The organism is Vibrio sp. E14 (genome assembly GCF_020515785.1).
Taxonomy (GTDB): domain Bacteria; phylum Pseudomonadota; class Gammaproteobacteria; order Enterobacterales; family Vibrionaceae; genus Vibrio; species Vibrio diabolicus.
In genome coordinates this window covers 131282-154272 of the sequence record NZ_JAHPJI010000005.1, presented here as the reverse complement: position 1 = coordinate 154272, position 22991 = coordinate 131282, and the positions used below count along the sequence as shown (strand labels likewise).

Annotated in this window: 20 protein-coding genes; 17 read left to right on the top strand and 3 right to left on the bottom strand. The window is 44.6% G+C overall.

Going from position 1 to position 22991, the window contains the following annotated elements; all coding sequences use genetic code 11:
- Positions 1 to 95: 95 nt before the first annotated feature.
- Complete coding sequence (locus LIX84_RS15310; protein WP_226421668.1) at positions 96 to 1094, top strand: DUF3080 domain-containing protein; 999 nt, start codon at positions 96 to 98, stop codon at positions 1092 to 1094.
- A gap of 15 nt (positions 1095 to 1109) precedes the next feature.
- On the opposite strand, the gene LIX84_RS15305 is transcribed toward LIX84_RS15310, so the two are convergent.
- A complete protein-coding gene (locus tag LIX84_RS15305; protein ID WP_104974120.1) occupies positions 1110 to 1955 on the bottom strand; it encodes a DNA ligase in 846 nt (281 codons plus the stop codon).
- A 423-nt stretch (positions 1956 to 2378) separates the two neighbouring features.
- On the opposite strand from LIX84_RS15305, the gene LIX84_RS15300 reads away from it, so the two are divergent.
- From LIX84_RS15300 to LIX84_RS15225, 16 genes are all read left to right on the top strand, one after another.
- Positions 2379 to 2699 carry an STAS domain-containing protein gene (locus LIX84_RS15300; protein WP_124008851.1) on the top strand — a complete coding sequence of 107 codons (321 nt, stop codon included), beginning with the start codon at positions 2379 to 2381 and terminating at the stop codon, positions 2697 to 2699.
- Between the two features lie 26 nt (positions 2700 to 2725).
- Entirely contained in the window at positions 2726 to 3592 is an 867-nt protein-coding gene (locus LIX84_RS15295; RefSeq protein ID WP_046875254.1) for an OmpA family protein, read from the top strand.
- Positions 3589 to 5691, top strand: a complete 2103-nt coding sequence (locus LIX84_RS15290) for an SLBB domain-containing protein (protein WP_114322354.1) — start codon at positions 3589 to 3591, stop codon at positions 5689 to 5691. The genes LIX84_RS15295 and LIX84_RS15290 overlap by 4 nt, the downstream gene beginning before the upstream one ends.
- Positions 5691 to 6377: an AAA family ATPase gene (locus LIX84_RS15285; RefSeq protein WP_226421667.1), complete on the top strand. Its 687-nt coding sequence runs from the start codon at positions 5691 to 5693 to the stop codon at positions 6375 to 6377. The genes LIX84_RS15290 and LIX84_RS15285 overlap by 1 nt, the downstream gene beginning before the upstream one ends.
- Positions 6378 to 6388: 11 nt before the next feature.
- Positions 6389 to 6769, top strand: a complete 381-nt coding sequence (locus LIX84_RS15280; RefSeq protein ID WP_012841848.1) for an Hpt domain-containing protein — start codon at positions 6389 to 6391, stop codon at positions 6767 to 6769.
- A 276-nt stretch (positions 6770 to 7045) separates the two neighbouring features.
- A complete protein-coding gene (locus tag LIX84_RS15275; protein WP_226421666.1) occupies positions 7046 to 8569 on the top strand; it encodes a sigma-54-dependent transcriptional regulator in 1524 nt (507 codons plus the stop codon).
- On the top strand, positions 8544 to 9614 hold the full coding sequence (locus tag LIX84_RS15270; protein ID WP_226421665.1) for a glycosyltransferase family 4 protein: 1071 nt from the start codon (positions 8544 to 8546) through the stop codon (positions 9612 to 9614). The genes LIX84_RS15275 and LIX84_RS15270 overlap by 26 nt, the downstream gene beginning before the upstream one ends.
- Before the next feature lie 155 nt (positions 9615 to 9769).
- Positions 9770 to 10954, top strand: a complete 1185-nt coding sequence (locus tag LIX84_RS15265; RefSeq protein ID WP_226421664.1) for a glycosyltransferase — start codon at positions 9770 to 9772, stop codon at positions 10952 to 10954.
- Between the two features lie 11 nt (positions 10955 to 10965).
- The gene (locus tag LIX84_RS15260; RefSeq protein ID WP_226421663.1) at positions 10966 to 12138 is read left to right on the top strand and encodes a glycosyltransferase family 4 protein; all 1173 of its coding nucleotides are present in this window, start codon (positions 10966 to 10968) and stop codon (positions 12136 to 12138) included.
- A complete protein-coding gene (locus LIX84_RS15255; RefSeq protein ID WP_226421662.1) occupies positions 12131 to 13561 on the top strand; it encodes a lipopolysaccharide biosynthesis protein in 1431 nt (476 codons plus the stop codon). The genes LIX84_RS15260 and LIX84_RS15255 overlap by 8 nt, the downstream gene beginning before the upstream one ends.
- Positions 13558 to 14922 (top strand): O-antigen ligase family protein, encoded by a 1365-nt coding sequence (locus tag LIX84_RS15250; RefSeq protein WP_006742945.1) that lies wholly within the window; start codon positions 13558 to 13560, stop codon positions 14920 to 14922. Before LIX84_RS15255 ends, LIX84_RS15250 begins: the two co-directional genes overlap by 4 nt.
- Positions 14923 to 15037: 115 nt before the next feature.
- Positions 15038 to 16162: a glycosyltransferase gene (locus LIX84_RS15245; RefSeq protein WP_074191434.1), complete on the top strand. Its 1125-nt coding sequence runs from the start codon at positions 15038 to 15040 to the stop codon at positions 16160 to 16162.
- A complete protein-coding gene (locus tag LIX84_RS15240) occupies positions 16159 to 17592 on the top strand; it encodes a GumC family protein (protein ID WP_006742947.1) in 1434 nt (477 codons plus the stop codon). The genes LIX84_RS15245 and LIX84_RS15240 overlap by 4 nt, the downstream gene beginning before the upstream one ends.
- 220 nt (positions 17593 to 17812) lie before the next feature.
- Positions 17813 to 18931: a glycosyltransferase gene (locus tag LIX84_RS15235; RefSeq protein ID WP_226421661.1), complete on the top strand. Its 1119-nt coding sequence runs from the start codon at positions 17813 to 17815 to the stop codon at positions 18929 to 18931.
- Positions 18924 to 20111 (top strand): glycosyltransferase family 2 protein, encoded by a 1188-nt coding sequence (locus tag LIX84_RS15230; RefSeq protein ID WP_226421660.1) that lies wholly within the window; start codon positions 18924 to 18926, stop codon positions 20109 to 20111. Before LIX84_RS15235 ends, LIX84_RS15230 begins: the two co-directional genes overlap by 8 nt.
- Positions 20112 to 20121: 10 nt before the next feature.
- Positions 20122 to 20760 carry a sugar transferase gene (locus LIX84_RS15225; RefSeq protein WP_226421659.1) on the top strand — a complete coding sequence of 213 codons (639 nt, stop codon included), beginning with the start codon at positions 20122 to 20124 and terminating at the stop codon, positions 20758 to 20760.
- A gap of 20 nt (positions 20761 to 20780) precedes the next feature.
- Here LIX84_RS15225 and LIX84_RS15220 read toward each other — a convergent pair whose 3' ends face one another.
- Positions 20781 to 21170, bottom strand: coding sequence for an ATP-binding protein (locus tag LIX84_RS15220; protein WP_005394226.1), 390 nt, complete (start codon positions 21168 to 21170; stop codon positions 20781 to 20783).
- Positions 21171 to 21291: 121 nt separating this feature from the next.
- The gene (locus LIX84_RS15215) at positions 21292 to 22872 is read right to left on the bottom strand and encodes a BCCT family transporter (protein WP_005394224.1); all 1581 of its coding nucleotides are present in this window, start codon (positions 22870 to 22872) and stop codon (positions 21292 to 21294) included.
- Positions 22873 to 22991 lie beyond the last annotated feature (119 nt).

The window sequence follows — 22991 nt, the reverse complement described above, 5'->3', positions numbered from 1 at the left end:
GAATAATAACGCTGTTGAGTATACTTATAACAAACTTGTGAGCCACTTGAGTCTGCTCTCTGGGTGACGAATACGAAGTTATAAAAAGGATATTTGTGCGGTCTATTTTATTGTTTCTAGTCTTGTTTCTTAACGGTTGCGATAGCTGGTTCAACCCAGAAAACGCCATGTTTGACAAGTATCACCAACGTGTCGCCAATGTGTTGGACGCTCCTACTCTTCCAATCGAATCGCAACCTACTGTGACCATACCTGCAAAACGTGACTTATTCGAGCCACTTCCAAGGCTATCGATTGGTTTACTAGAAAGCTACCAATTACGCCAGTGTGGATTATTCAATCTACTTGCCGAGAAAAACTCGCAACTTGGTAAGGTGCAAGATGCCTTTCATGATTTTGATTACCAAACTTCACTGTTACGAGTCATGAATCGATGTCTATCCGAATTTCAGCTCAGCGATGAAGAACGTACTACATTAACAGAGCTTTACTCAACCAAGTGGCAACATTTAGGTACTCATCTTGACAACTTGCTACTCGCGAGTGATGCAATGCAAAAGCAGCTAACGGCGTCGGATTGGCTATCTCAAGAAACACCAAATGATGTTGCACGTATTAACGACGTCTATCGTCTTTTCAGTGAAATGTACGGCTTGCCTCATCGCGCCATTTCACGTCTGCCCGATATTGAGATTGTGCAATATCAAGAAGAGCTAGAGAAATCTCGTTTAATCGGACGGCTTTACTATTCGATGATAAACGCTTCTCACTGGCTAAAAGCTACGACTCAGTTACTTGAACAACATCAGAATAATGTGTTGTGCGGGCCAAACCGAAACGTGACCCAGTTCCGCTACCTAAGAAATGTCTTTCAATTCATTTATGTTGAAGAAGTGCAACCTTACTTAGCCTATTTAGACAGTACCTATCAGCAACTTCATGATGGCGCCACCTTGATAGAAAAGCGTATGCAACTTCATGGTCATCAATATGGTATAAAAGAGGCACACAAAACCTTTAGACAAGAAACCCTAAACCACGTTCAGTTTTGGCAGGGTCTCTTCAAGCGATGCGGCGTAACCGTTGGTAAATAGTAAGTACAGAGCGTTCTATTCCTTCAGCCTCTCACGCAAGAATCGGGCAAAACGTGGCTTACCGGTATGAGTAAAACCGTTGTACCTGAACGTGACGGTTGAACCTATTTTCGGAGGCTGACGACGCACTTCATCGGTAAACCCACTACCAATGTAAAACTCTGTACCATCTGGTAAGCGAACTAACATCGCCCCCATCATACCCAATAAACGCCCCGTGCCTGGCTTGTAGCCCACGACTAGCGCTTCATCATCCGCGTATCGTTTCAGTTTAAGTAAATCACTACCACGTCCAGCTTGATAACGGCTTGATACCTTACGTAGCATCACCCCTTCACCATCGGATATTGAAATCTTATCCAATTGCGCAAACAGGTGAGCTTCATTTTGGATCGCTCGGTGTTCGACATATTTGATATGAGGTTGGTCTACTTCGAGCACTAAGTCTTTGATGTTGTAATAACGCTTCCGGTAATCACCAGCAGAATACGGCATATCAAAGATCATAAAATCAATGTTTCGCCAAGCTGACTCCACAGGCGTTTTATCCAAAACCGTTTGTTGTACGAGATGAAAATTGCCTCGTCCCGCCCATAGCTCACCATCTAACGGATAGTCAGGTAGCGAATCAATAAACCAATCTGGAGAGTAGATTCGGTTACCATTTCTCGTCACGAGATGTTGTCCGGTCCAATAGGCGCGAATGCCGTCGAGTTTTTCGCTATACCAATATTCAGATACATCGATACCATCTTGATAGCTTTGCGCAAGAGAAACTGGAGGTGTGAGAGAAGTATCAGCTTGAAGCTGTGAAGACGCTGTCATAACAGCCAGCGCGATTAATGTCATTTTTAATGGCATAAGAAGACCTTGTACAAAAAAGCGCCTTTATTGAACCGTAACTCCTCTAGATGACCTATTTGTTACTAGTCATTCTTCGACTCAGAACAATCAACTTAAGTAATGATTTGCAAGGACAATCATAAACTTTAGACAGATTTTGCATTTAATATTTACACATTGTTCACAATAGGATGAGTGAGTCTCAAATCAAGTCGCAATCTAATCTCGATGAGACTCTTGCTTTAGCGCTCGATATTAATTCGACCTCTCTCCTGAACAAGCCGTTTGTCTATGCGTTTTTGATTCTCAAATTGAGAACCTATTCCTTCTCAATTTGAATGACATCACCAAATACTCATAACCATATGATTTTATTTGCATTTAAATTTGGCACGTTACCTGCTCTATATCCAAGTAGAGAAAACAAACGGAGATAGAGTCATGGAATTACGCAAACTAGAAATTAATCAAGACAAATTAGCCATTGAGTTTTTTGGTGACTTAGACGCAAGTGGCTGTCGACAAGCACAACATTACATTGATGAAGTAATTCACGACAATCATCACAAAGAAGTCGAAATTAACCTACAGCACGTCCAATTTCTTGATTCTTCAGGGATTGGTGCCATTGTTTACTTATATAAGCGTCTAGTTGAACGTGAAAGAAGCATGAGTATTGAAAACGTATCAGGCCAACCTTTAGAAATCATGAGCTTGCTTCGTATTAACCATGCTATTCCCGTTAACTCAAAAGGACACTAAAAATACCGGTTTAAACGGAGGTTGGCATGGTAAATCTTATACGACGATATGTAGTAAGCGGTCTTGTTGTCGGCATGTTTGGTTGTTCGTCGTTTGACTACCCAGACCACGGAAAAGGTGGCTTGGCGGAAAACTATCAAGATATATCAATTGAAAATTATCAGTTTTCCCCAGTCATGCCCGATGAGCCGTTAGGTCCAGAGCATGGGTTGAGGTTTGATTGGCAACTCACCAAGCTACACCTAGACGCGTTGATTCAAGAAGGCGCACGCTGGTGCTTTCCTGCAGCAGTAGTGCAAGCGCTTGAGAAGCAAAACAGAATCGCACGTGAGCTAGAAGGCGGACTTCTACTCGATGCAGCTAACGATCTGGTGATTCAACGTCGACGTTTAAACCAACTTGAACAGCAACTCGACTATGTATTAAGCCAAACCACTTGTACGCCACCCGATGATATTGAAGCATTGCGTAGCGATTTGAACGTCGTCGCTGAAATTTATGCACTCCTCAATATTGATAATCAATTTGCTGTCGATTCAGCAGAAATTAATCCAAAGTACATGGGACATTTGGCAGAAGCTGCCTACATTTTACGTGACCACCCTAACCTAACTCTTGTGGTGACTGGGCATGCCGATGTCACTGGCTCACCAGATTACAACCAGAAACTCGCTCAAGCGCGTGCAGAACAAGTGAAGCGTTACCTGACTGTATTTGGCATCACTTCAGAACGCGTAACCACCAAATCTGTGGGAGATAGCCTGCCGCTTTACGAGGGTGAAACACCTGCCGTGCGTTTAACCAATCGCCGCGTAAGCATCGAGGTTATTAGCCCTAATTCAGATAGCGATACCTCAGTAAATCGCAATCTATCTGTAGGAGGTGCGCTATGAACACGATGAAACCATTTATCACCTTAGTTCTTTTGTGCTTGGTCGCTTGGGTACCTACTTCGTCAGCTGATGAAAACAATACTGTTAAGGTCGGCGATTTAATTCAGATTAACCTACCTGGAGAAGCTTCTTTAAATAAAGGGTTTCAAGTCGATCGCCGTGGGCGTATTAACTTACCGGAAGTCGGCCCTGTATTTGTTGCTGGATATAATGAGCAACAGCTCCAAGACGTGATTATCGAAACGCTAAAAACCGTGTATCGTGACGTAAACAACGCTCGAGTCTTTATCAAACAACAACAGTTATTAGTGTCGGTCCAAGGCTACGTGGTCAAACCCGGGGAATATACCTTACCTTCAGGTTCCAACATTCAAATGTTTGTATACGAAGCTGGCGGCCTTCGCGCTGGTGCTCAGCTCGATAAAATGATCGTTAAACGCGGCGACAAAAACATCGAGTTTGACTACAAACGTTTCCTTGATACTGGTGATAATAGCCAGCTCCCGAAATTAGAATCGCTGGACGTACTGTTTGTTCCAGCATCTCCACTCGTTGGGAATATTGAGCAAGAATTTGATGCAGCAAAACTCGCGAACTCAGGCGATAGCGCAGACTCCGCTCGTGCCATCAAAGTCTTTGGTGAAGTGAATGCTCCCGGCTCATTCTCTTACAAACCGAACACCACGCTCGTTGATGTCGTGATGAGAGCTGGCGGCGTAACACGATATGCCAGTGTTGAGCAAATTCGCGTGATCACAAATAACAACCCAACCATGTTTAATCTGAAAAAGTATCTAGATACGGGTGATCAAAGCTTACTACCAGAAATCCTACCGGGTGCCACCATCTTTGTTCCAAAACAGGAAGAAGAAATCAAAGCGGGTGCAAATGTGGTTTATGTCATGGGTGAAGTTGCCCACCCTGGCGCGTATGAAGGAAAGCAAGACGCTAGCTTCATGGATATTCTCGCCAATGCAGGCGGGCCTACTCGCTATGCAGAATCTCGCCAAATTCGTGTCATAAAAGCCGATGGTAAGGTCATCAAATTCGACCTAACCGCGCATACCGAGGGGCTGTCTTCGGTTAGACCACCGAATGTCGGACCCGGAGACGCGATTTTCGTGCCTGAAAAAACCGATTTCAACGAGAAGTCATGGCTAAAAGTGGCGCCAAGTCGAGCGGTCGCTGTGATGGGAGAAGTCGTGCGCCCGGGACGTATTGAATGGTCAGACGAAATGGATTTAATTGATCTGCTTGCCCATGTCGGCGGCCCAACACGTAGAGCTGACACCACAAAAATTGAAGTCGCCAATAATGGTCAAATGACACAGTTCGATTTAGATCAATACATTTTAGATGGCTCACCAACATCGAATCTGCCCCGAGTTTCTGCTGGCACGGTAGTAAGAGTCCATGCATTACCTGACGATCCATCAGACAACAAATCGCAATGGGTAAGCCAGAGCTCTGATGCCTCGATATATGTTTTCGGTCAAATCAATGCACCAGGCCGCTATCGCTTTACCGAAGAGATGCACTTTCTGGATATTTTATCTGCCGCTGATGGACCAACAATGGATGCCGATATTCACAATATTCGTGTGACGCACCGAGGCCTAGGCTATGCCAAAGTGAGTAAATTGAATTTGTCGATGTACTTTGAAACAGGCGATGAGTCCATTCTTCCCCACGTTCGTCCCGGCGATACCATTTACATTCCGGAAAAAAACAAAAACTGGTTGGATCGCTCCAAAGAATCCACCGTGCGTGTATTAGGTGAAGTAAGAGACCCTGGGCGCTATGTATTTAATGACAACATGACGGTACTTGACTTGCTGGCCGAAGCAGGAGGCCCGACAAACAATGCGTATCTTGAAAAAATCAGTGTGGTCAACATGTCTTGCTGTCAGGGCCAAGCTCGAACATTTGATTTGGTGAACTTTAGCAAAACCGCCAACATTTATGATTTACCAGTCATCCGTGCAGGCGACACTATTTACATTCCACATAAAGACGAAAGCTTTGCTGAAAAAGCGAGAGCCGGATTAAGAGATATTTTACAAATCACCACAACCATCGTGTTAATAGGAGCGTTGTAATGACTATTCCTGCCACTCACGCTGAGATTGAGCAAATTTATCTTCAGAGTGAACAGAAAGGCCACAAAACGATTTGTGTTGTGGGTTGTAAGTCTGAAGACGGCGTCACTTCCGTTGCTTCATCTCTAGCAGAGCGTCTGGTTTTAGCTGGACACAATACTTTGTATGTGGATCTTAACCTGTTCAAGCCCGCGTATCGCACCATTCACGAGTTTGATGATACAGAAAAAGTTGGTAACCTGATCACAAGAGAAAATACGCATCAAACCTTAGTTGGTCTCCCTGCTCCATCTCTCGCCAGCACTCAATTGGCGTACCGAGATCCGACAATGCTGAAGCGCAATATTGCAGAGTGGTTAACGCAGTACGAGCGTGTCGTGATAGACACATCTCCACTTCTGAGTGTCAACCGAAGCAATATTGCCCCTCAAGTGATTGCGGGCGTATGTGATGCCACCTTATTAGTCGCACATTATGGCTCTACGACGGCAACCCAACTCGAACAAGCCAAAAAACTACTTGATGCTAGCGATGCGAATTTGATTGGTTCCGTGCTGAATATGAAGCATACACCTAGCCTGAAAGATGAGTTGATCCGACAAGTTTCCAAGCTACGCTTTTTACCCAAAAAGTGGAAAGAAAAGATATCTCAACAAATTAAGAAAAGTGAACTGTTTATGTTATAGGGAGCGCCAATATGACTGCAAATAACACACCGACTATCGAACAGGAATTGGTGGATGAACACATTCTCCAGCAAATGATCAAAGATACGTGCGCCGAAATCATCCCTACGCTGATTGAACACTATATTGAAGAGTCACGAGAGCGCATGGAGAAAATAGAGCAAGCATTAAGCGCGAAAGACCTCCAAACATTAGAGTTCGAAGTTCATACACTCGGCAGCTCTGCCCTTGCTTTAGGTAACCGAACGCTTTCCAGACAAGCAAGAATGATTGAGAAATATTGTGTGGAAGGGAAAACACTAGAAGCATTGGCTCTCTGTGAGTCTCTTTCCCAGCTGGCAATTGAATCGTTTGACGCGCTAGAAAAGCGAAAAGATCAGGGGTTCGAGTAACCGTTTCAATAATAAATTATCTTATGAATCATCGCACTTATTAAAGTGCGATGCCGATATCATCTAAGACATTTACAATTTAACTTAATCAATTAAAAAGTATGGATTTTTCGCAAATTTCCCACCTTGTGCTAATACTTAGATAACGCTTTTCTCAAATTGAGAATATTCAGCACTAGAGAGCACTAAGCCATATAACTCGCTCATCACGCCAAATACAAATAATAGTGCTGACAAAAATCATAAAAGTGAAACGAACTACGTTGGGATAGGACTATGAGACCAAGGGTGTTACTGGTAGAAGACTCTACTTCACTAGCCATACTTTATAAGCAGTATGTCAAAGACGAACCTTATGACATTTTTCATGTCGAAACAGGTCGCGAAGCAATTCAATTTATTGAAAGAAGCAAACCTCAGCTCATCATTCTCGATTTGAAACTGCCCGATATGTCTGGTGAAGACGTGTTGGATTGGATCAACCAGAATGACATTCCTACCTCCGTTATTATTGCTACAGCGCATGGCAGCGTAGACTTAGCCGTTAACCTAATTCAAAAAGGCGCGGAAGATTTCTTAGAAAAACCTATTAACGCTGATCGCCTAAAAACTTCTGTTGCATTGCACCTCAAACGCGCCAAACTGGAAGATTTAGTAGAAAACATTCAGTCCAAGTTTGATCGCCATAACTATCACGGATTTATCGGTTCAAGTCTCCCAATGCAGGCGGTATATAAAACCATTGATGCCGTTGCTCCAACATCTGCCAGTGTCTTTATTGTGGGTGAAAGCGGCACAGGTAAAGAAGTCTGTGCTGAAGCCGTGCACCGTCAGAGCGATCGTAAAGACAAGCCTTTTATTGCTATTAACTGCGGGGCCATCCCCCGAGATTTAATGGAAAGTGAGATTTTTGGCCACGTTAAAGGCGCATTTACCGGAGCCACAACAGACCGAAAAGGTGCTGCGACGCTGGCTCACGGTGGAACGCTTTTTCTCGATGAACTGTGTGAAATGGAACTTGAGATGCAAAAGAAGTTGCTCCGTTTTCTTCAAACAGGAACCTACACACCGCTTGGTGGAACTCGAGAGATGAAGGTGGATGTCCGAATCATTTGTGCCACCAACCGAGATCCATTAACAGAAGTGGAAGAAGGTCGTTTTCGTGAAGATTTGTATTACCGCGTACACGTAATACCTATCGATATGCCCCCCCTACGCGAGCGAGGAAGTGACATCGTCACGCTAGCCAAGCACTTTTTGACCACTTATGCTAAACAGGACAAAAAGAAATTCTCAACAATCGACAGCGAAGCTCAACATATCATCAAGCACTACGAATGGCCGGGTAATGTAAGGCAATTGCAAAACATCATACGTAACATTGTGGTGCTTAATAATGACGAAAAAGTCACGCTGAATCACCTACCCGCTCAACTGACTAGAAAGTCTAAAACAGCGAGAACATCCACTCCCGCACATGTAACTCAAGAGCCAGCAAACCCTACAACAATAACATCCCAACCTGTGTATGTTGAGGAACAGTCGGCCCCCGCTAGAGAACCGTCAATACCGACACCGGAACCTAACATACAATCCTCAGCGGCTGCCTCGCCGTACTTTAACTCTGATGGAACCATTCGCCCTATGTGGCAAGTGGAACGTGAGGCGATTCAAAACGCAATCGCATACTGTGATGGCAACGTTCTCAATGCCGCCGTAATGCTGGAGCTAAGCCCATCTACGGTTTACCGAAAAAAACAAGCGTGGGAAGCGGATGAAATTAATCTCGAACAATCTTGAGAAACCTGACGTTGGTGAAATTTGGATTTTTCTTGATAGCCGCCTGTTTGGCGGTATCGAAAGTCACGTCATAGAGCTTGCTCGTGGATTAATGACATTTGGGCACAAAGCACGTGTTGTCTTAACGACTGAGTACTCGCCACCAGCACAGATTGTAGAAAAAGCAGAAGAATCCACCATCCCTGTGAGTTACTTGCACCATTTGTCTGGTGAGCCACATAAGGCATTAAAGATCAAACACCTAACAAGCGCGGTCGCCAATCACCAACCATCGGTCATTCACTCTCACGGTTACAAAGCGTCAATCTTGGCGCGCTGTGCCAAGCTACTCACGCGCACATTTCCTCGCTTGATTTCAACTTATCATGCAGGAGAATCATCCTCGGGCAAACTGTGGCTCTATGATTGGCTTGATCGAAGTTCAGGCTACCTCTCTAACCACTGCTTTTCCGTCAGCCCAAGCATTCAGCGTAAAGTCATTTTCCCTTCGGAACTGCTGAATAACTTTGTGTCGATTCCCGATCGTAATCTCAACTATCAAGAAATCGCTTTCGTCGGCCGATTGAGCCAAGAAAAAGGTGCCGACCAATTTATCGAAGTAGCTAAGCTCTGCCCAACACTGCATTTTAGTGTTTTCGGTGATGGACCAGAAAGTGAATCACTCGCCCAAATTGCCCCTTCAAATGTGACATTTTTCGGTCATCAAACTGAAATGGAGACCGTATGGAAAAACATTGGCGTGCTGGTAATTTCTTCTCGCTATGAAGGCCTGCCTATGGCGGCGCTTGAAGCAATGGCTAGAGGAATAGTAGTGATGAGCCTACGCGTGGGTCGCTTGCCCGATATTATCCAAACTGGCGAAAATGGCTTTATTGTCAATGACATCCCATCTCTCGCTCAATGCCTTAAACATTGGATGTCTCTTGATGAGGCGCAACAATCTCTCATTCGTCAAAACGCTCGGCAGACCATTATTGATGATTTCTCGGCGCAAAGCGTTATTCCTGTATTGCTACGAAAATATCAAATTGAAACGGAGCAATAAGCCATATTGGTTCTCAATATGAGAATATAGCTTCTCCCCTTAAGTCCAAGCACAAATATCTAATAATATTCAAACACATAAACTAATGGCATATTTTGGCATCTCTGTTGCAACTCATCAGTTCACACAAGTTAATGATGAGACAGAGGTGACTTATGACTACTCCAAAACGCATTCTATATGTTCATTATGGTGATAACTGGATTCGCGGCAGTGAAGTGGTACTTCTGGATCTCATCTCAGGGATTGACCGTGATAAGTTTGAGCCATTCGTGTGGTCAAACTGCCAGCCACTAATCGATAAGTGTCAATCGCTCGGAATTGAAGCGGAACATTCTGTTTTCAATCTCGTTGGTGGCTGGAGTGCACCTCGCTGGGATATTAGCGGATGGAACAGCCTTATCAAACAAGGCTCAGCACTGATCGAAAAACACAATATCGACTTGGTACACGTTAATAGCGGTGGTCCTTGTCAATGGATGTGTTTGGCTGCACGCATGAATCACATCCCACTTGTCACCCAACTTCATTGTCACTATACATTGCGAGATCGCTTCTCTCTTGGGCTACACCTCTCCCCAAAATTGATTTGCGTTAGTAAAGATGTCGGTCGTGAAATTATTCAGGACGGTTACCCAGAAGACCAGCTTTATGTTGTGCACAACGGTGTATCGCTTCTGGACTCTGATACGCCCATTGATATCAAGGCTCACCTCGGAATACCTCCACAAGCGTTTACCTTTCTCTCGGTAGGTTCGTTGATTAAAAGAAAAGGATTCGACCGCCTTATTCGCGCTATGCGCATGCACAATTACCATCACGATAATCCTCATCTTGTTATCGTTGGCGATGGCGAGGAAAGAGAAACATTGCAACAACTTGCTTCGGATCTCGGTATCCAAGACAGAGTCCACTTTGTCGGGGAAAAAATCAATGCAGGTGCATGGATGTCTGGGAATGCAGACGCTTTTATTAGCGGCGCCTACGAGGAAGCCTTTGGTCTCGTATTAGGGGAAGCGGCTTTAGCTCAGCTGCCTATCGTGGCTCCTAAAACGGGAGGCATTCCTGAGTTGTTCGAGCATAATCACTCTGCACTACTGTACCAGAATCGCGGAATGGCAAGCTTATTAAACGCTATCCAACAAGTCATGCAAGATGCAGCGCTAAGAAACAAGCTAGCTGAAAACGCCTATCTTCATGCTAGCCAAAACCTCACGACTGCAGCATCCATAAGCGCCATTGAACGTATTTATGAAGGTGAGCTTGAGAACAACAGTATTACACCAATGCCAATGACTCATTGCATGAAGCCTCTTTCACGCTGGTTGAGCATCAATTGAGGAGGCCAGTCATGAAACGTGTATTAATGTTCGACGCAATCCCAATGCAAGGTGGTTCTAAAATTGCGAATGCAGAGCTCCTCAAACAGTGCGATAAACTGAACGTAATTGGTTATCTGCTGACCACGAATCCAGAACATTGGGAGTCACTGCTTAGTGATACGCCTCGTGTGCAGATTATCAAAATCAAACCATCACCACTGATCTCCACTCATGGCATCACTTACTGGTTAATGAACGCGTATTACTTTATCCAACTGATTTTTGCGTGCATGAAACTACCAAAGATAGATAGCTTTTTAGGTCTATCTTGCCCGAGTAATGATATGCCTTTGTACCTACTGAGATTAATCAGCAAAAAGCCTGTGGTACAAATGGTTCATGGTCCAATTGGTTGTTCAAGATCTTCCGGCTACTGCTTGGTAAAAGCATCCGCAATTTATTACTTGGCAAACACCCGAGAATCGATGCTAGAGGCCTTACAGGTCTACCTCAAAACAGAGAAGCCAGCCACTGAACGCTATTGGTGTGGTTTGAATGCGTCTACGTTTGTTAACGGACTATCTAGAGACCGTTGGCCAAAACAAGCAAATCCGATTTCAAACCGCGTCTTCTGGGCGGCTAGCTTACTAAAATGGAAGAACATCGATCTTTTTCTTGATGCTTTAACACTTGATAAGACAAAAGAGATCAAATCTACCGTGTGTTACATCAAACCAAATGTGGCAGATGTGGAATATTCAACACCAGACTTCACCACAAAAGGGGTTGAATGGCATGAATGCCCAGATAACCTCGATGACCTACGCTCTCAGTGTGGTGTGTTTGTTTCCACCAGTGTTAACGAACCTTTTGGATTATCCATTTTAGAAGCTCTCGCAGCAGGCATGTGCATCGTCATCCCACATGATGATAGCTACTGGGATCGCGTATTGACGCATGGCCGCAATTGCATCAAGTACACACCAAACAATGTGGCGTCGTTACATAACGCAATTCGCCTTTTGAATGAGTCTCCATGGATGAAAGTGACAATGGGTATCGAAGCACTCAACGTTTCTCAACTCTATACGGCCGAACGTTGTTATCTGCCAATCGCTCAGCACCTTGCAGCAGAATCCTCACCGAATGGCGATTGTAAACTCAAAACACCGCGATACATCAAAGGATATGACCATGTCTAAAGCAATGACCAATATGTCGCTGTTCGCTATCGCGTTAGTGATAAACAAAAGCATCAGCCTAATCATGCTGCCTGTATTGCCCCACTTTCTCTCACCAGAACAAATGGGCAAGCTTGAACTGCTTACCACCTTTGGCGTTGTCACAACCTTATTCGTCAGTTTCGCGTTGCATGAAGCGCTGTATCGATTCGTCGGGGTTGAAAAAGATCAAAATACGCGCACAAGCCTACTAAACCAGCTGTACTCACTTGCTTTATTCATCGCTGGCATCGTGGCTTTATGCCTACTCGCTATCATTATGCTCGCGCCTATTCCTGCTCCTTTTACGCGAGTCGAGTTTGCTATTGTTATGTTTGCTATCGTTCTAGAAGGCAGTATCGCAATCGGCACAGCTTGGCTGAGAACACAGGACGACAAAGCAAGAACCCTACTTAACATCATGGTGACTACCACTGTTTTTCAGGTCATTTTCATCATCACGGCTCTGTCTGTTCACCCACATGTTATTTCTGTTTTATGGGGTGGCTTGTTGGCTGCTATTACTCAGTTTTTCTGGCTGCACATCATTAACCGCTACAGCATGACTCTGCCAAATCTGACAGTGGCGAAACAATACCTAAACTACTGTCTGCCAATGATGATGGCTGGATTGGTTGCGTTTTGTCTCAATGGCGCTGAACGCTGGTTCATCGGCGCGAACGCCTCACTTGCGACATTAGGGATTTACGCGATAGCCGTAAAATTTGCGGTTGGCATGTGTATTTTAGTTCAGCCATTTGGCATGTGGTGGATGCCACGTCGATTTAATTACCTAGAAGCGCGTAAGAGTACAGAAGCTGTGCGCATCACTCATCTAGGCATGATTTACATTACAGGTTTAAGTGTTGCAGTCGGCACATTAGCAATGGTGATGATCACTTACCTGTTACCAGAAACCTATCATGAGGCGGTACTGTTCAGCTTGTTCTTACTGCCTATCGCTATACTAAAAGAGTGGAGCGAGCTCATTAATATTTCCATTTTGTACAAGCGTCGTACTCGCTGGTTACTGGGTATTAATGTCGTCTCAGCATGCGTTGCAATTGCTTTGCTGTTTGGCCTATCGTCCCTGGGTATCTATGGAGTTTTCATTGCGCTTTATTACGCTCAACTGTGTAAGCTTGGCCTTACTTATGTGATAGGCCAACAATGCATGCCGTTGCCTTTTCACCTAAGTCTGATGGTTTTATTGCAGATTATCTCCGGTGTGGCACTGTTCCTGCTTCACTCTTCACAATCAATAGGCATCGCCATCGCAATTTGCATTTTGACATGCACTTTGCTGGCAGGGATAGCCACTCGCTATATGAGTAAAGAGACGCTAAATGCGCTCACTCGATACATGGTGAAGTGGCGTGGACAGGTGAAGAGATACTCGTTATGACTGAAACCAAGGTGAGAAGAAAGCAGTCCATCGCAGCGCTGACGATTACCGTCTGTATCGGCCTGCTTTGGATTGTTATGCCTCACCCTATTTTGATTGTCGCACTATGTTTCGCCCCACTTGCTTTACTATTCGTTCTCAACCAAACGTTTTGGCTTGTCACGCTGTTCGTTATTTTTTCATTCTTTCGTATTCATGAAGCGTTTCCCGTTATCTATAACTTTAAGATCCCATTGCTACTATCATTAGGGGCACTGGCCGCACTTGCTTTCCACCTTTTGATAAGTCGCCAGCTTACTGCTTTTTGGCACCCTTCATTAAAATGGCTGTGCATATTTTGGGGGTTGGTGATCATCGGCATCGTCTTTGCCTCCAGTCGTGACATTGCCATTACGGTTTTCAAAAATACCTATTGGAAAATCATCATTATGACATTGGCGATCACCTGGCTTATTACCAAACCGGCTCAGTTGGCACAAATGTCGAAAGCGATAATTTTCGCCGGATTGTTGATTGGTTTAGTCGCATTACAAAACGCAGCGAATGGCATTGATTTAGTGGAAGGGACGCGCGTATCGATTGGACGCTCCATAGGTTCAGTACTCGGCGATCCGAACGACTTGGCGCTGGTATTAATGTTTCCCCTCGCCTTTACCGTTAGTCAGTTGATGGAGAAACGTTCACCTAAACATCTCCGACTCTTCGCACTTGTTACCTGTTTGGTATTGTTTTTTGCGATTATTGAGACACAAAGCCGCGGGGGCTTGTTAGGCTCTCTATCGGTATTTGCGTACTTTGCCTTTAAGCACATCAAAAGCAAAACGTTAGTCTTAGTACTAGGCGCCGTCGCAGCCATCGTACTCTACGCATTTGCTGGTATCTCAGGGCGAGAATCGGGTGGCGCAGCCGAGGATGGTATAGATGCCTCTGCGATGGGACGACTTTACGCGTGGGAAGCCGCATTTAAAATGGCTCTCCACCATCCGTTAACTGGGGTTGGGCTTGATAATTTCTACTTCAATTACTATTTCTATAGCCCTCACTGGGATGGCATAAATCACGCCGTACACAGTACTTGGTTTGGCGTATTAGCAGAAACAGGGTTTGTTGGACTCGCCGTGTTCATTACATTGATAGTGTCATTGATTCGAACCTCTTTGCATTCTATTTCACTACTGACGCCAACATCGGATTACACGCTTTCCGTTGGGGCAAACGCAGTTTTAAGTGGGCTGATCGGGACCATCGTATCAGGCACTTTCCTCACTCAAGGTTTCACTTGGCCAATTTACATTCTGGCAGCATTAACAGTAGTCGTTAGCCGAATCGTTCAAAGTGATTGTCAAAATGAGAAACCCTAATTTCAAATACCAACAGAAAGTCCAATTACCTGTTTTATAAGAAATAAATCCTTGGCACGTATTGTGATTACTCTCTTGATTAGTAATCAAATAACGAAGACTCAAGGAGAGTCACATGACAGACATCGTAGTATTTGGAGAAGATTTTGGTGGGTTACCCTCCTCCACTCAACACATTGTCAAACGACTAGCAACTAGCCACCGCATCCTTTGGGTTAACTCAATCGGTCTGCGTCAACCTAGGCTGACCGCTAAAGACATGCAACGTGCGTTAAACAAGCTCGCTCGTGTGTTTAATAACGCTGGATCGCATAAGCCAACGTTAGAGTCTGAAATAAACCCAAATATTCACACCATTAACCTACTCACTATTCCTGCTCCAAGCTCTGCGCTGGCAAGAAAAGTAGCGGCTAAGATGATGAAATACCAGCTCAATAAACAGTTACACGCTCTTGGTTTTGATAAGCCTATATTTTGGACATCTCTCCCGACGGCCGCAGATGTTTGTGCGGAAATGAATTCACGTGGGCTAATTTACTATTGTGGCGATGACTTTAGCGCTTTAGCTGGTGTTGACCACGACACGGTTGCCAAGCATGAACGTACACTGGTTAACGCGGCTGATGTGATTTTTACAGCAAGTGACAAACTCGCCGCTCAATTTTCATCTGGTAAAACCGTCACTTTACCTCACGGTGTCGACTTTAGTTTGTTTTCTGAGCCAGCACCTAAGGCTGAAGATTTTCCTAATAATGGTCGCAAAGTGCTGGGCTTTTATGGCAGTTTGTCTGAATGGTTAGACTACGACTTAATTGCCCAAGTCGCAGACCAAGCACCTGACTGGGATCTCGTGTTCATCGGCCCTAACGAGTTCAGTGATAATCCGCTTCCACAAAGATGCAACGTATACTACCTGGGCCCGAGAGCGCATCACACTCTGCCACGTTACTCCCAACACTGGGATGCCAGTTGGTTGCCCTTTGTTGATAACGCTCAAATCAAGGCATGTAATCCGCTAAAACTTCTTGAGTACTTGGCAACAGGAACCCCTGTTATCAGCACGCCCTTTCCTGCATTAATGCCCTACAAACATATGCTCCATGTGGTTCAAGATGTCGAAGACGTGTGTGCCAGTCTCGATCACCTCCTACCACCACCGACAGATTCAAAGTCATTTGTTCAACAGCAAAGCTGGGAAGCAAGAGCCAACCAAGTTGATAAATTAGTGAGGGCGCTATGAACGATTTAAGAGAAAACCTCAGCGTACTGTTACATGGTGCTTGGAGACGTCGCTACATGATCGTTATTCCTATGCTTGTATTGCCTGTGCTGGGTTTCATCGTAAGTAAACTGGTTCCGACGACTTATGTCGCTCATACAAGTATGCTTATCCAAGAGACAGCGAAAATGAACCCATTCCTTCAAGATCTTGCCGTCTCAACCATGCTGAAAGATCGATTGAGCGCACTCAGTACCTTGCTAAAAAGCCGACATGTTTTGTACTCAGTTGCCAAAGAACAAGCGCTGATTAGTGACGAAATGAGTGCCAAAGAGCAAGAGTTCATCATTAAAGATCTCGCGTCGCGTTTGTCTGTTCAGCAGCTCGGTAAGGACTTCATTCAAATCCAACTACGAAGTGGCAAACCGAATGGCATGGAGTCGATGTTACTCTCCGTCAGCGAACATTTTGTCGAACAGCTTTTAGCTCCTGAACGATCTTCAATTAAAGATTCAAGTCACTTTTTAACCATCCATATTAATAAACGCAGAGAAGAGCTGGATAAAGCAGAGCAAGCGTTCGCGGAATACAAGAATACTTACTCTCACGCGACGCCTGAAATGCAAGCACAAAGCCTGACTCGTCTGGCAAGCCTTAAACAAACCTTGGCAGAAAAAGAAGCGGAACTTGCTGGTGTTACCCGAAGCCTAGGTAGTTTGGACCAACAGCTTTCTAAAACCAACCCGGTTATCGGTAAGCTTGAAGAACAAATCATCGACATTCGTAGTGAGCTTACTTTGCTTCGCGCCAAGTACACTGAGGCGCATAGCATGGTTCAAGGCAAGCTACGAGAGTTAAACCGCTTGGAGCAAGAGCGCTCAGTACTATTGAACTCTAAACAACCGGAATTAAACAGCGCCCAACTTTGGGATATCGCAAGCAATACCACCGTAAACAGTCTTGGAGAAGCTCAGCCTCTTCTGGTCTCTCAGCTTCACCAACTGCAAATTATGCGCGGACGCTTTGAAGCCCTCACAGAAGAAACAAATAGCTTACGAACAATGATTCAAGAGTTAGAAAGTAATGCGCATCGATTTGGTAGCACAGCAACAGAAATTAACCGCCTAGCTCGTGATGTCGCGGTAAAAAGAGAAATGTATGATGACCTTGTAGAGCGTTATGAAATGGCTCAATTAACTGGTTCACTTGGCGTATTTGAAGAGAATAAACGCGTGAAAATCATTGATGAACCTTTCACACCAACCATTCCGTCTAACTTACCTAGTTTTGTGTTTGTCATTTTAGGGTTTATCGGTGGCGCGGGTTTGGGCATTGGATTAGCGACGATACTTGAGTTAGCAGATAACTCTATCCGCTCTAAAAGAGCATTAGAAAAGCACCTTGGCGTTCCTGTGATCACCACTCTACCTAAAGTGGTATACGGAAGCTAACAGCCGTTAACACTCCATTACAAGCACTCGTTCAGCGAGTGCTTTTCTTTTTGTGCTTATTCTAACTCCGTGTAAGGTTTCCACTAATATGAATCTCAAATTGAGAATAAACATCGCCCTTCATATGTATTGTCATTAACCTCATGTTTTTAAACACTTAATTTATTGGCACGCAGTCTGCAATTCCTAAATAAACAAAGAACTCAACGAGGGTTTGAGAATGGAATTCAGACAAAAACAAAATAGCACTCAACGCAATAAAAAAGTGATATTACACGTCGTGCAGCACTTAGCTCCTGGCGGTTTGGAAACGCTCGTATTAGAGATGCTTCGTTTTGCGCAACCGAATCATTCCGTGTTTGTCGTAAGTTTAGAGGGAAGCAAAGCGCAAGCACTGCAATGCTGGTCAAAACTCTCGGCCTACCAAGGCCAACTGCACTTTCTCAATAAGAAACCTAGATTCAGCGGGACAACCATCAGTACGCTGACTTCCATGCTCAAAGGACTTAAGCCTGATGTGGTCCACACTCACCATATCGGACCACTCTTATATGGTGGGATTGCGGCACGCTTAGCGCAGGTGCCAGTAATTATCCATACTGAGCACGACGCCTGGCATCTGAATAACAGAAAGTCAGCTCGACTGCAGTCCCTACTGCTAAAAATGATTCGTCCACATGTGGTTGCCGATGCGAACTTTGTCGCCGAACAAATCCAGACAAAACTGAATTACCGCAAAGTCTGCACCATACATAATGGGATCGATTGCCAGAAATTTCAAAGCGGTAACCAAGCAACCAAGAGAAACTTGTTTGGGCTTCCAGCCAACAAAACCGTAATTGGCGTTGCCGGGCGTTTAGAAGCTGTTAAAGGCCATAAAGTGCTTATCGAAGCCTTCTCTCATCTTACGCCAAACACACACCTAGCCATTGCTGGAGATGGTTCTCAGCGAGCTCAATTAGAAGCACAAGTTAGAACGTTAAAACTTGAGGATCGCGTTACCTTTTTAGGCTTGGTTGACGATATGCCCAGCTTTTACCAAAGCCTCGATTTATTTTGTTTACCGTCGCTTCAAGAGGGTTTTCCCCTCTCAACACTAGAAGCTCAAGCATGTGACATTCCTTGTGTCGCAACCGATGTTGGTGGCGTGAAAGAGACGCTCTGCCCGATTAACAGCACATTGGTTGAAGCCAACCGAGTGTTCTCTTTGGCGGAAGCTTTGTCGCAGCAATTGAAATCAACCCATGGTTCTCCTCGAACTTTTATTCTCAAACATTTTGATATCAGAGACATGGTGAGTCGCTACTCACGTTTGGCCAAGGAGGCTAGCTATGAATGATTTACTTTGGATTACAGGTTTTGGTTTATCCGCATTTTTGATTGTCTATCATCATGTTGGTTATCCATTGCTACTTAAATGGCTTCCTTTAAAACAGCAAAAAACCACAGCACCATTTGTAGAGCGAGCTTACAAAGCCTCTCAAACAGACAGTCAGTTACCATCTGTTACTGTCATCGTGCCCGCCTACAATGAAGAACAATGGATAGCAGAAAAGATCCGCAACCTTGCGAGCTTAGATTACCCAAGAGATAAATTGAAAGTGGTGATCGCATGTGATGGCTGCACAGATAACACAGCCGAGATTGCTCAAGCGACGATTCAAGAAGCAATCTGCTCCGATACACTGTTCATCATTAATGACCACCAAGTCAATCGCGGTAAAGTTGCCCTACTCAACGAAGAAATGCGTCATGTTAGCTCGGACATTACCGCACTGAGTGATACATCGGCATTGATTTCTTGCGATTCTCTGTTGCTAGCTAGTCAGCATTATCAAAATGAGAAGGTTGGAGTGGTTAACGCGACATATCAAATAATGAGTACCGATAACCAAGGTGAAGCAGCGTACTGGCAATACCAGTCTCGAGTGAAGCACCAAGAATCCTTGCTAGGTTCAACGATTGGCTCTCACGGTGCGTTTTATACATTCAGAACCCACCTATTTGAACCACTTGAAGTCAGCACCATCAATGACGATTTTATTCTCCCTATGAGAATCGTTTTGCGAGGCTATAACGCTATCTACGAACCTAACATGCTGGCTCTTGAACTCGAACAAAGCTCAGACGACGCAGACTTCAAGCGACGCCTAAGAATTTCAGCGGGTAACATGCAGCAGCTCATGCAATTAAAGAAATTACTGCTACCTCGCTATCGTGGCACTGCCTTTGCATTTCTATCGGGAAAGGTTCTGCGCTTAGCAACACCCTATTTGATGATTGTTTGCTTGGTTTGTTCACTACTACTGGCACACAACCCGCTGTTTAAAATAATGCTGCTCGCTCAAGCCTGTGTTTATGGTATCGCACTTGTCACTTACTTGGTGCCTGCACTTAACACAGTCAAGCCTTTTAAACTGATTAGCTACATCGTCATTGGTCATCTCGCCAATTTCATCGGCGGTATGAAGTATTTGCTAGGAATGGAAAATGGACGTTGGAAACGCGTCAACCAATAAGGAAAGCATCATGAAAAACTCACGCTACGATTCAAATGTATGCCACGCGAAAAGAACGTTTGATGTACTGGTTGCAATTTTTATTTTGCTCGTCACTGCACCGCTATTCCCATTTATCGCGCTAGCTATAAAAATCACATCGAAAGGCCCAGTGATCTATCGTCAACTGCGTGTTGGGCGCTGTACACCAGAAAAAATGGATCTTTTTCAAATCATGAAGTTTCGCACCATGTATATTGATGCGGAGCAACGCTCCGGTGCAGTTTGGGCAACCGAGAATGATCCTAGAATCACACCAGTAGGACGTTTTTTACGTAAGACGCGTTTAGATGAGTTACCACAGCTGTTTAATGTGTTGAGAGGTGAAATGTCGATGATCGGGCCACGTCCAGAGCGCCCAGCTTTCTACCAAAAGTTGGAAGATGAAATCCCTTATTTTGTAGAACGCACATATGGCGTATTACCAGGAATTACAGGCCTAGCGCAAGTTAACCAAGGCTATGATGCTTGCATTGAAGATGTACGACGTAAAGTTGGTTTTGACCACAGTTACGCACTAAGCTTAGGTTCGTTCTACTCTTGGATTTCAATGGACCTTTCAATCATGAGTAAAACATTCGTTGTGATGATTGATGGACGAGGCCAGTAGTTTCTCGATTCTCGTAACGGTCACTCTTGCCACTGGCGTCGCATCTTTTCGATGGTCGCTGGTGGCACATCATGAATGCTTTGATACGCTCCGCGACACACTTTAACTTCCACCTCAATGCGCTTCTTCACGCAGTAGTCCAAGTAACGCTTCATCTCCCAGTGACGAACAAACGTATTACTCACAATCACGACTTTCCCTTTGTTCAACCACTTTCGAGTTTGCTGAAAACACCATTCATGCGCTTGGGGTAACTCAGTTGGATTAAAGTGATAATCACCTTCATCATTTTCAAAATACATGTCAGCTTCAAAATGCTTAGCACCAAGCTCTATCGCCAATTGCTTTGCTAAGGTTGTTTTACCTGAACCTGGAAGTCCACGAATAAGAATGAGTTTAGCCAGTGACATAATGCTGTTAAATGAGGTGGGAATAAGCCCAAACTGTAACGGAATTATTGAAAAAGAAAAGTAGAAATAAAAAATGCCGAGCGCATTAGGCTCGGCATTTAAATTCAATAGTGGATAGTGTTTATTTGTAAGCTGACAGTTCGGTTCTTAACCCTTTAACCAAGCTTACACACATCAACAACAGAACAAAGGTAAACGGTAATCCCGTTGCAACCACGCCTGACTGCAATGCTTGCAAGGCTTCTTTGCCACCAACCCAAAGCATAACGGCTGCAATTGCACCTTCAATACAAGCCCAGAAAATACGCTGTGGAATTGGTGCATCAATCTTACCGCCCGCAGTGATACTATCGATAACCAGTGAGCCAGAGTCTGATGATGTAATAAAGAACACCAGAATCAGCACGATAGAAAGCATTGAAATCACTGAGCTATACGGTAGCGCATCGTAAACATGGAACAGAGTCAGTGAAATATCAGTTAGACCATTTGCACCTAGCTCCCCCACTTTATTCACCACTTGGTCAAGCGCGATACCACCGAATACAGACATCCAAATCAAGGTAACGACAGTAGGAATAACGATCACTGCGAACAGGAATTCTCGAACCGTACGACCTTTAGACACACGCGCGATAAACATACCAACAAACGGTGACCAAGATACCCACCAAGCCCAGTAGAATACCGTCCAGCCGTGCATCCAAGTTTCATCTTCACGACCGTGGGGGTTGCTCAACGGAATAATATTTTCAATGTAAGCCATTGTTGTGTCGCGTAGCGAACCCCACGCCGTATCAAACGTGATAAAGGTAATGAAAATAAGCAGGGCAAACGCAACCACCATATTGACGTTACTCAGTAGCTTAACACCACCATCAATACCACGAATTACTGATAGCACCGCGATAAAGGTAACAAAGGTGATCACAATCATTTGTGTACCAATGCCGCCTTCTAGACCAAAGACATGGTTAATACCACTGGTCGCCTGCTGAGCACCGAGACCCAGCGACGTTGCAAGACCAAACAGCGTGGATAAAACGGCAAGAATGTCGATAACATGCCCTAACCAACCCCATGCTCGGTCACCAAAAATTGGATAAAACGCCGCGCGCAATGAAAGCGGTAAACCTTTGTTAAAAGCAAAAAACGCAAGTGCTAGTGCAACGAGTGCGTAAATACTCCAACCATGCACACCCCAGTGGAACATGGTGGCACCCATCGCGAGAGATTTCGCTTCTTCTGTGTATGGCACTGCGTTCAGTGGCATTCCCCACCAATCAGTGAAGTACGCGGTCGGCTCCGCCACACTCCAGAACAGAAGGCCAATACCCATACCAGCAGCAAAGAGCATCGACAACCAAGAAACGGTTGAGTGATCCGGCGTTGCTTCTTTGCCACCTAAGCGGATTTTACCCAGCGGAGAAAAAAGAAGAGCAACAGCGAATAATAAGAAGAAGTTTGTCGACCACATAAAGAACGCATCAAACTGTTCGATAATTCCGTTTTTCAGACCGTTTAATACATCACGAGCAGTGGTTGGCTCAACAAGAAGAAGTGAAATTAGACAGAAAACAACGAGACCCGCACTGATGCCAAAAACGGGGTTATGTATGTCGAATCCCCACTTTTGAACGTTGTCCTGTCCAACCTGATAGTCTGTTGTGTCGATACTATATTTTTTAAATGCATTATCCATAAATACAAATTTAACGTGAATTTGAAACGCCCCTCAGGTGAGAAGAACTCCAATACCGCCCTCCATTAATTTGAACTCTAAAGTTTTAAAGCGGGGCGAAGTTTAGCAGTAATCACATA